Genomic DNA, 8,573 nt, shown 5'->3' with positions numbered 1-8,573 from the left:
GAGAATGCCCGTGCCATCGACGTGTTCACCAAAGCGGCGCCGCTGGCCGACGACGGTCGTATATGGTTCAAGTTGGGGCAGATTCACGTGGATGACGAGAACTGGCCCAAGGCGGAAGAAGCGCTGAAGAACGCGCTGGCCAAGGGGGTTGATGACCGTGGTGAAACGCAGCTCCTGATTGGCGTGGCCGCCTGGAATCAGGGCAAAACCGATCAGGCCCGTTCCGCGTTCCTGGCTGCTCGCAACAGCAGCTCCACCAAATCGCAAGCGCAGGCCTGGCTGGCGCATCTCGCAGCAGAGGGCTGATCCAGGCTCCGGGGGACTTTTATGCGAGGTGCACTTGGCGCACTGATTCTCGCGTGTGTGATCGGCGGGACGGCTCTGCCCGCGTCAGCCGCCGAACTTGCCAAAGAGCAGGTCATCCACAGGGGTAACGGGGCGGAGCCTCAGACGCTCGATCCGCACAAGGCGGAGGGCGTTCCATCTTCGAACATCCTGCGCGATCTCTACGAAGGCCTGACCGGTGAGGCTCCGAACGGAGACATCATCCCGGGAGGTGCTTCCTCGTGGACCTTGTCCGACGATGGCACGGTTTACACGTTCACGCTGCGGCCAGACGCGCGCTGGTCCAACGGTGACCCGGTGACCGCGCATGACTATGTCTACGGGTTGCACCGCAGCGCCGATCCGGTCACGGCGTCGAAGTACGCACAGATCCTCTCGCCGATCGAGAACGCGGAAGCGGTGGTGGCAGGCGAGCTGCCCGTCGAAGAACTGGGTATCCAGGCGCTGGATGACTACACCCTGGAGATTCGCCTCAAGGCCCCGACGCCCTACTTTCTGGGATTGCTGAATCACTCCAGCACCTACCCGGTCCACCGCAAGACGGTGGAGCAGTATGGCGACAAGTTCTCCCGCCCGGGGAACATGGTCAGCAATGGCGCTTACGTGTTGTCGGACTGGGTTGTTCAGTCGCACCTCGTGCTTCAGCGCAACCCGATGTACTGGGAGGACGCCAACACGACGATCAATACCGTCTATTACTACGCGACGGAGGATCAGTCCTCCGAGCTCAAGCGCTATCGAGCTGGCGAACTGGACTACACCTACGACGTCCCCGTGTCACAGGTTGGCTGGATTCGCGAGAATCTTGGCGATGAACTGGAAGTGTCGACGTATCTCGGCATCTACTATTTCGGGTTCAACGTCACCCAGCCGCCCTTCAAGGACAACCTGAAGCTGCGGCGTGCGCTGTCGATGGCGATCGATCGACAGGTGATCTGCGAGAAGATCCTGAAGCTGGGCGAGCAGCCGGCCTACGGGTTCGTGCCGCCCGGAATCACCGGGTATGACTCCCAGGTCGCCACCTACGCGGACATGACCCGGGAGGAGCGCTTCGCCGAGGCCCGTCGTTTGTACAACGAGGCGGGGTACTCGGAAGACAATCCACTGAAGGTGGAGATTCGTTACAACACGCACGAGAATCACAAGAAGGTGTCGCTGGCGGTCGCGGCAATGTGGCGTGCGGTGCTGGGTGTCGACTACACGCTGATCAACGAGGAATGGAAGGTGTTTCTGCAGACGCGAAAGCTCAAGCAGGATACCCAGGTGTTCCGCGCCGGCTGGATCGGAGACTACAACGACCCCTATACCTTTCTCGAGCTGCTGCATTCCAAGCATGGCATCAACGATTCCGGCTACAACAATCCGGAGTACGACGCACTGCTGGCGAAGATTTCCGTGCAGACCGATATGGCTGAGCGTGCCAAGCTGATGGAGCAGGCCGAGCGGATGCTGCTCGCCGACCAGCCGATCATGCCGATCTACTACTACGTGGAGAAAGGTCTGGTGAAACCGTACGTGGACGGTTTCGTGTCCAACATCATGGACCACCACTACACCAAGAACTGGCGAATCCTCGCGCACTGACCGATGGATGATTCAGTCTTCAATCGCTGTCGTCACGGGAACGCGCTGTGCTGAGTTTTGCCTTCAAGCGGTTGCTGGCCGCGATCCCCACGTTGCTCGTGCTGATCACGTTGGCGTTCTTCATGATGCGCCTGGCGCCTGGTGGACCGTTCGACCTGGAAAAGCCGGTGCCGCCGGAGGTCCGGGCCAACCTGGATGCGGCCTACGGTCTCGACAAGCCGCTGATCATCCAGTACGCGAACTATCTCGGTGATGTGTTGCAGGGCGATCTGGGGCCATCCTTCCAGTACGTCGATTACACGGTTAACGAACTGATTGCCCAGGGCTTCCCGGTGTCGTTGAAGCTGGGCATCTCGGCCATGATCGTCGCGGTGCTGTTTGGCTCCATGTTCGGAATGATCGCCGCGATGCGCCAGAACACGGTGTCGGACTATGGCGTGATGACGGTGGCCATGACCGGTATCTCCATCCCGAACTTCGTCGTCGCTCCGCTGTTGATTCTGGGGTTCGCCGTGGGGCTCGGATGGCTCCCGGCCGGCGGGTGGAATGGTGGCGCCTGGCAGAACATCGTTCTGCCGGTGGTGGCGCTCGCGCTGCCGCAGGTGGCTTATGTCGCCCGAATCATGCGTGGCAGCATGATCGAAGTGCTGCGTTCCAACTACCTGCGCACCGCCCGGGCCAAGGGCCTGCCGGTCCGTCAGGTGATTCTCCGCCATGCGCTGAAGCCTGCGTTTCTGCCGGTCCTGTCCTACCTGGGGCCGGCCACGGCGGGCATCATCACCGGCTCCGTGGTCATGGAGCAGATCTTCTCCATCCCCGGTCTCGGGCGCTTCTTCGTTCAGGGTGCGCTCAACCGTGACTACACGCTGGTGCTGGGGGTCGTGATCTTCTACGGCGCACTCATCATCGGCTTCAACTTTCTGGTGGATCTGCTCTACAGCGTGCTCGATCCCAAGGTGCGCGCCCAATGAGCACGAATGCGGCAAACGCGATCACGGAAACCCTCGATGGTGACGAGGTCGTCCAGGGGCGCAGTCTGTGGGTCGACGCCTGGCGTCGTCTGCGACGCAACAAGGCGGCCGTCACCAGTCTGGTGATTCTGGGGGCGATGCTGCTGATCTGCTTCATCGGTCCGGTGCTGGCGCCCTACAGTTTTGATGCCGTGGACTGGGACAAGGTGGCAACCGCGCCGAGTCTCAGCGACGGACACTTTTTCGGAACAGATGCGGTTGGGCGCGATCTGTTCGTGCGGACCCTGGTGGGCGGGCAGATTTCGCTGCTGGTGGGCATTGTCGCCACGGCCGTCAGTTTGTTGATCGGGACGGCCTGGGGCGCCACCGCCGGCTACATGGGCGGCCGGGTGGATTCGGTGATGATGCGTATCGTCGACATCCTCTACGCACTGCCGTTCATGTTTCTGGTCATCCTGCTGATGGTCCTGTTCGGACGGAACATCGTTCTGATCTTCGTCGCGATCGGGGCGATCACCTGGCTGGACATGGCTCGGATCGTCCGCGGGCAGACGCTGTCGCTGAAAGGGCGGGAGTTTGTCGAGGCGGCGCAGGCCATGGGCGTGAGCACGCGCAACATCATTCTGCGTCACGTGGTCCCGAATCTGCTCGGCGTTGTCGTCGTGTACGTGACGCTGACGATTCCACGCGTGATCCTGGTCGAGTCGTTCCTGAGCTTTCTGGGCCTCGGCGTGCAGGAGCCGTCGACGTCCTGGGGCGCGCTGGTCAACGAAGGGGCGCGGGAGATGGAGTCATCGTGGTGGACACTGGCGTTCCCCGCGAGCTTTCTCGCCCTGACCCTGTTCTGCTTCAACTTTGTCGGCGATGGTCTGCGCGATGCGCTGGATCCAAAGGACCGCTAGCGCATGTTGCTCACGGTAAACAATCTGGGTGTTCGCTTCACGACCGAAGACGGCATGGTCGATGCGGTCAACGGTCTGGACTTTTCGCTGGATGCCGGTGCGACGCTGGGCATCGTCGGCGAGTCGGGTTCCGGCAAGAGCCAGACGGCCCTGGCGATCATGGGGTTGCTGGCCAGCAACGGACAGACAACGGGTTCGATCCGGTTCAAGGGCAAGGAACTGGTGGGCGCGGGGCAGCGCGCGATGAACAAGATTCGCGGCGCGCACATCGGGATGATCTTCCAGGACCCGATGACGTCGCTGAACCCGTACCTGAAGATCAGCACGCAGATGGCCGAGGTGCTGATCCGGCATCGTGGCATGGGCAAGCGTGAGGCCGTTCAGGAATCGATCAAGATGCTGGATGCGGTGCGGATTCCCGATGCGAAGAATCGTGTGAACCGGTACCCGCACGAATTCTCCGGCGGCATGCGTCAGCGCGTGATGATCGCGATGACCCTGCTCACCCGGCCGGAGCTGTTGATCGCCGACGAGCCGACCACGGCGCTGGATGTCACGGTGCAGGCTCAGATTCTCGATCTGCTGTCGGACCTGCGTGATGAATTCGGAGTGGCGATCATCATGATTACGCATGATCTCGGTGTCGTCGCCGATCTCTGCGATGAGGTGCTGGTGCTCTACGGCGGTCAGATCATGGAGCAGGCCCAGGCGCGCAGCTTGTTCAAGGGGCCGACGCACCCTTACACGCGCGGGCTGCTCGACTCGATTCCCAGCCTGGATTCCGAGCATCAGTCCGAGCTGGTCGCGATTCCAGGCAACCCGCCGGACCTGTTGCATCTGCCTCCGGGCTGCCCGTTCGAGGCGCGCTGCGCCTGGCGCCACGAGCCGTGCCCAACACAGCGCCCGATGCTCGTGGGTGTCGAGGGCGAAAGCCATCACCGCCGCGCCTGCCATGCCGCTGTTGCCGAGGTACGTCCGTCATGAGCCGGCCGTTGCTGTCCCTGCGTCAGGTGCGGGTGAGTTTCCCGGTCGCCAGCGGTTTGTTCGCAAAGCCGAAGTCACTGCACGCGGTGAACGGTGTGAATCTCGATCTCCATGCCGGCGAAACCCTGGGTGTCGTCGGTGAGTCGGGCTGCGGGAAGTCGACGCTGGCCCGCGCCATTCTGGGCTTGGTGCCGGCGGCTGCCGGCAGTATCAGCCTGTTGGGCAAGGAGTTGACGACACAGTCTTCCGCGGATTGGCAGAAGACCCGTCGCGATCTCCAGGTGGTTTTCCAGGACCCGCTGGCGGCACTGAACCCGCGCATGACGGTGGGCGAGATCATCGGCGAGCCGCTGGGCGTGCACGAGCCGGATCTGGCCAAGGACGAGCGCCGCCGTCGCGTCCGCGCGATGATGAAGCGGGTCGGTCTGCTGCCGAACCAGATCAATCGCTATCCGCACGAGTTTTCCGGCGGTCAGTGCCAGCGCATCGGTATCGCCCGGGCGCTGATCCTGGAACCGAAGGTGGTGATCTGCGACGAGCCAGTGTCGGCGCTGGACGTCTCGATCCAGGCCCAGATCGTCAACCTGCTGATCAAGCTCAAGCACGAGTTGCAGCTGTCGCTGATCTTTATCGCGCATGACCTGGCCGTGGTCCGACACATCAGCGACCGCGTGATGGTCATGTATCTCGGAAAAGTGGTGGAGGTTGCCGATGCCGAAGAGCTCTACCGCCAGCCACGGCATCCATACTCACGGGCGCTGCTCAGCGCGATCCCGGTTCCGGACCCGGATTACAAACGTGAGCGGGAGTCCAAGTTTCTGCGTGGCGAGCTGCCATCGCCGCTGAACCCGCCGTCCGGCTGCGCGTTCCGGACCCGCTGTCCGTTGGCTGACGGCAAGTGCGCGCAGGACGAGCCCGGCTTGCGATCCGTCGGCGGAGGCGCATCATACGCAGCCTGCCATTACGTAGGTTGACGCCATGACGCAGTCGCTCGTGCCAGCCGCTGTCCTGCGGCAGCGCTTCGTCGACGCCGCTACCGAAAAGTTCGCCGCCGGCGTGCGAGACTTCGCCGCTCTGCGCGCCCATGTGCTGAATCGGGGCGGTCGCTTTCACAACGATCACGCCGCCATTCGCAGTGCCGATCCGCGCGTGACCGCGTTGCTGGTCAGAATCGCGGCGCGGTTCGACATGACCCCGGACCGGAGGTACAGCTTTCCGGCCAAGAAACTGGAGTCGTTCGATCTTCAGGTGCCTGGCGACGATGCCCGCCAGTTCAAGCTGTTTGTCAGCGAGGTCGATTTCGATGCGTTTCCTCCTGACGTTGCCGCTGCGATTCGCGGTGACGCCGAGGGTTGCTGGCAGGCCGCTGACCACGCGGGGCTGGAGAAGTTGCTGGATGTCGCGGAACGGGCCGGCGGGTTGACCGAAGAGCAGGGTGACCGTCTGATTGCACTGGTGGTCGATACGGTACTGACGCGCCCGGGTCCGCCAATCCGGCGTTCAGTGCTCAATACCGTGGCGGCGGTGTCGGGCGAGGCGGCCAGTGCGCTGGCGCTTGGCGCCGACTTCAATCACGTCACCATCGACGTGCTGGCGGCCGGATATCCCGGCATCGACGCCATGGTCGCCGACATGGCCGCTCAGGGATTCCGGATGTTGCCCTCGATCCAGGGGGCGCCGGGCACCAAGCTGCGGCAGACGGCGACGATGGCTGCGACCATGGACACGCCGGTGCTGGAGGACGACGGATCGGTCGGTGTGGCGCAAACCGAAAGGCAGTTCGTCGAGATCATCGAGCGTGGCGGGGATGTTGACGAAAGCGGTCGGCCGGTCCTCGGCGCGGACGGATCACCCCGTCTCTACAAGCACTTTCTGGCCGCGAATGCGGAAAAGATCTTCGATGCCGCGTCGACGCGGGCACGCGCGTCTTGACGGGGGGGTGTCCGATCACGACAATACCGCGCTCCGCGGAGGGGTACCCAAGCGGTCAACGGGAACAGACTGTAAATCTGTCGGCTCAGCCTTCGCAGGTTCGAATCCTGCCCCCTCCACCAATTTGACGGCGTTTTTGCCGCCAAGCTGGCATTGAGACTCCACCTTCCGGCATGGTGACCAGAAGCATGGTTCACTCGATGCGGAACGCCACGAGGCGGGTGTAGTTCAATGGTAGAACCTCAGCCTTCCAAGCTGATGATGTGGGTTCGATTCCCATCACCCGCTCCAGACAAGCAAGACCGAACAATCTGATATTTGCCCACCTAGCTCAGTCGGTAGAGCACGTTCTTGGTAAGGACGAGGTCGCCAGTTCGATTCTGGCGGTGGGCACCATTTTCTAGCGATGTGACCAGCCGTGCGGTGGATGCGCTCCTGAACGGGCTCGCAATCGAGCTGGCGGCCTCGCCCCCTGAGTGAGGGGGCGGCTCGCGAAGCGAGCGGGGGGTGTTGTCGGGTCGATGCCAGTTTGCTTGGCCGTGCTGGCGCGACGCAGCCGCGAAACACCGGCGCGCCGTCATGTTTCTCCGGCGGCCCCAGGCCGTTAACCCTGCGTAAAGGCTCGTGAAATTCGGGGCGCCAGGCCCTCTGTTTCAGGGAGTGAAAGCTTCTGAAATCAGGGGGCTTTCATTCGTCGCCCGACAGGGTATAATCCGCGCCCTTTCGCCGGACGCGTATAGGGCAGTAGCTCAATTGGTAGAGCGGCGGTCTCCAAAACCGCAGGTTGGGGGTTCGAGACCCTCCTGCCCTGCCATCCGTCGGCTGGCTGGCCCTGACACTGGATCTCAATGAGTTCGAACGAAACAAAATCCGGTTCCGCGCTGGATAACGTGCTGATTTTGCTCGCTGTTCTCGTGCTCGGCGGGGCAATCGGCGCGTTCTACTATTTCGAAGCGCAGTACAACGTCGCCATTCGCGTCGGCGGGTTGCTCATTGCCATCGGTGCCGCCGTGGCGATTCTGATGCAATCCGAGATCGGCAAAACGATGTGGACCTACGTGCGCGGCTCCCGTGTCGAGTTACGCAAGGTGGTCTGGCCGACCCGGCGCGACTCCGTGCAGACCACGCTGCTGATCTTCGTGGTCGTGCTGATCCTGGGAGCATTCCTTTACGGCGTGGATGCGGTTCTGCTGTGGGGCGTCAAGGCGCTGACCGGACGAGGCGAGGCGTAATCATGAGCAAGAAGTGGTACGTCGTACACGCGTATTCCCAGTACGAGAATCATGTCCGCAAGGCGTTGCTGGATCGTGTCGAGCGCGCCGGGCTGGGCGACTACTTCGGCGACATCCTGGTGCCGACCGAGGAAGTGGTGGAAATCCGCGACGGTCAGAAGCGGACCACGGAGCGCAAGTTCTTTCCGGGCTATGTGCTGGTCCAGATGGAAATGAACGACGAGACCTGGCATCTGGTCAAGAGCGTGCCGAAGGTGCTGGGTTTCATCGGTGGCACCAGCGACCGGCCGGCGCCGATCTCCGATCGTGAGGCCGACCAGATTCTCAACCGGGTTGAGGAAAGCGTCGACAAGCCGAAGCCGAAGACGTTGTTCGAGGCCGGCGAAGGCGTGCGCGTCATCGACGGTCCGTTTGCCGATTTCAATGGTGTGGTCGAAGAGGTCAACTACGAGAAGAACCGCTTGCGGGTCTCCGTGCTGATCTTCGGCCGCTCCACGCCTGTCGAACTGGAGTTCGGGCAGGTCGAGAAGGCTTAAGCGGTGAGGTGTGAGGCGTGAGGTGTGAAGGGGAAATCCTCCTTGCACCTTGCCCCTCACGCCTCGCCATGTAACCCGGGGAGGCAG

The 8,573-nt window shown here is 62.4% G+C and carries 9 protein-coding genes and 4 tRNA genes; all 13 read left to right on the top strand.

The genetic code is table 11. The features are described from left to right. A partial coding sequence (locus tag ABNS06_RS01320) for a tetratricopeptide repeat protein (RefSeq protein WP_348672157.1) occupies window positions 1-306 on the top strand: 306 nt, incomplete at its 5' end. A 21-nt stretch (window positions 307-327) separates the two neighbouring features. Continuing rightward, complete coding sequence (locus ABNS06_RS01315) at window positions 328-1,929, top strand: peptide ABC transporter substrate-binding protein (protein WP_348672156.1); 1,602 nt, start codon at window positions 328-330, stop codon at window positions 1,927-1,929. 47 nt (window positions 1,930-1,976) lie between these two features. Continuing rightward, on the top strand, window positions 1,977-2,900 hold the full coding sequence (gene oppB, locus ABNS06_RS01310; protein WP_348672155.1) for an oligopeptide ABC transporter permease OppB: 924 nt from the start codon (window positions 1,977-1,979) through the stop codon (window positions 2,898-2,900). After that, window positions 2,897-3,802, top strand: a complete 906-nt coding sequence (locus ABNS06_RS01305; RefSeq protein WP_348672153.1) for an ABC transporter permease subunit — start codon at window positions 2,897-2,899, stop codon at window positions 3,800-3,802. Before oppB ends, ABNS06_RS01305 begins: the two co-directional genes overlap by 4 nt. Before the next feature lie 3 nt (window positions 3,803-3,805). Beyond that, entirely contained in the window at window positions 3,806-4,786 is a 981-nt protein-coding gene (locus ABNS06_RS01300) for an oligopeptide/dipeptide ABC transporter ATP-binding protein (protein ID WP_348672152.1), read from the top strand. Next, window positions 4,783-5,760, top strand: a complete 978-nt coding sequence (locus ABNS06_RS01295; protein WP_348672150.1) for a dipeptide ABC transporter ATP-binding protein — start codon at window positions 4,783-4,785, stop codon at window positions 5,758-5,760. Before ABNS06_RS01300 ends, ABNS06_RS01295 begins: the two co-directional genes overlap by 4 nt. A gap of 4 nt (window positions 5,761-5,764) precedes the next feature. Next, on the top strand, window positions 5,765-6,718 hold the full coding sequence (locus ABNS06_RS01290; RefSeq protein WP_348672148.1) for a DUF1338 family protein: 954 nt from the start codon (window positions 5,765-5,767) through the stop codon (window positions 6,716-6,718). Window positions 6,719-6,755: 37 nt separating this feature from the next. After that, window positions 6,756-6,840: transfer RNA gene (locus tag ABNS06_RS01285), tRNA-Tyr, on the top strand. A gap of 95 nt (window positions 6,841-6,935) precedes the next feature. Further along, window positions 6,936-7,009: transfer RNA gene (locus ABNS06_RS01280), tRNA-Gly, on the top strand. 29 nt (window positions 7,010-7,038) lie between these two features. Beyond that, window positions 7,039-7,114: transfer RNA gene (locus ABNS06_RS01275), tRNA-Thr, on the top strand. A gap of 342 nt (window positions 7,115-7,456) precedes the next feature. Beyond that, window positions 7,457-7,532: transfer RNA gene (locus tag ABNS06_RS01270), tRNA-Trp, on the top strand. 34 nt (window positions 7,533-7,566) lie between these two features. Next, complete coding sequence (gene secE, locus ABNS06_RS01265; protein ID WP_348672146.1) at window positions 7,567-7,950, top strand: preprotein translocase subunit SecE; 384 nt, start codon at window positions 7,567-7,569, stop codon at window positions 7,948-7,950. A gap of 2 nt (window positions 7,951-7,952) precedes the next feature. After that, window positions 7,953-8,486 carry a transcription termination/antitermination protein NusG gene (nusG, locus tag ABNS06_RS01260; protein WP_348672145.1) on the top strand — a complete coding sequence of 178 codons (534 nt, stop codon included), beginning with the start codon at window positions 7,953-7,955 and terminating at the stop codon, window positions 8,484-8,486. Window positions 8,487-8,573: the final 87 nt, after the last annotated feature.

This window comes from uncultured Abyssibacter sp. (assembly GCF_964000955.1).
Classification (GTDB): Bacteria; Pseudomonadota; Gammaproteobacteria; order Nevskiales; family OUC007; genus Abyssibacter.
Note: the sequence above shows the minus strand (reverse complement) of the source record. Positions and strands in the feature narration are given on the sequence as shown.

Excerpts from the sequence above, each read along its gene's own strand:
- ABNS06_RS01315 (WP_348672156.1), top strand. The coding sequence starts at position 328 with ATGCGAGGTGCACTTGGCGCACTGATTCTCGCGTGTGTGATCGGCGGG.
- ABNS06_RS01305 (WP_348672153.1), top strand. The coding sequence starts at position 2,897 with ATGAGCACGAATGCGGCAAACGCGATCACGGAAACCCTCGATGGTGAC.
- ABNS06_RS01300 (WP_348672152.1), top strand. The coding sequence starts at position 3,806 with ATGTTGCTCACGGTAAACAATCTGGGTGTTCGCTTCACGACCGAAGAC.
- ABNS06_RS01295 (WP_348672150.1), top strand. The coding sequence starts at position 4,783 with ATGAGCCGGCCGTTGCTGTCCCTGCGTCAGGTGCGGGTGAGTTTCCCG.
- ABNS06_RS01290 (WP_348672148.1), top strand. The coding sequence starts at position 5,765 with ATGACGCAGTCGCTCGTGCCAGCCGCTGTCCTGCGGCAGCGCTTCGTC.
- secE (WP_348672146.1), top strand. The coding sequence starts at position 7,567 with ATGAGTTCGAACGAAACAAAATCCGGTTCCGCGCTGGATAACGTGCTG.
- nusG (WP_348672145.1), top strand. The coding sequence starts at position 7,953 with ATGAGCAAGAAGTGGTACGTCGTACACGCGTATTCCCAGTACGAGAAT.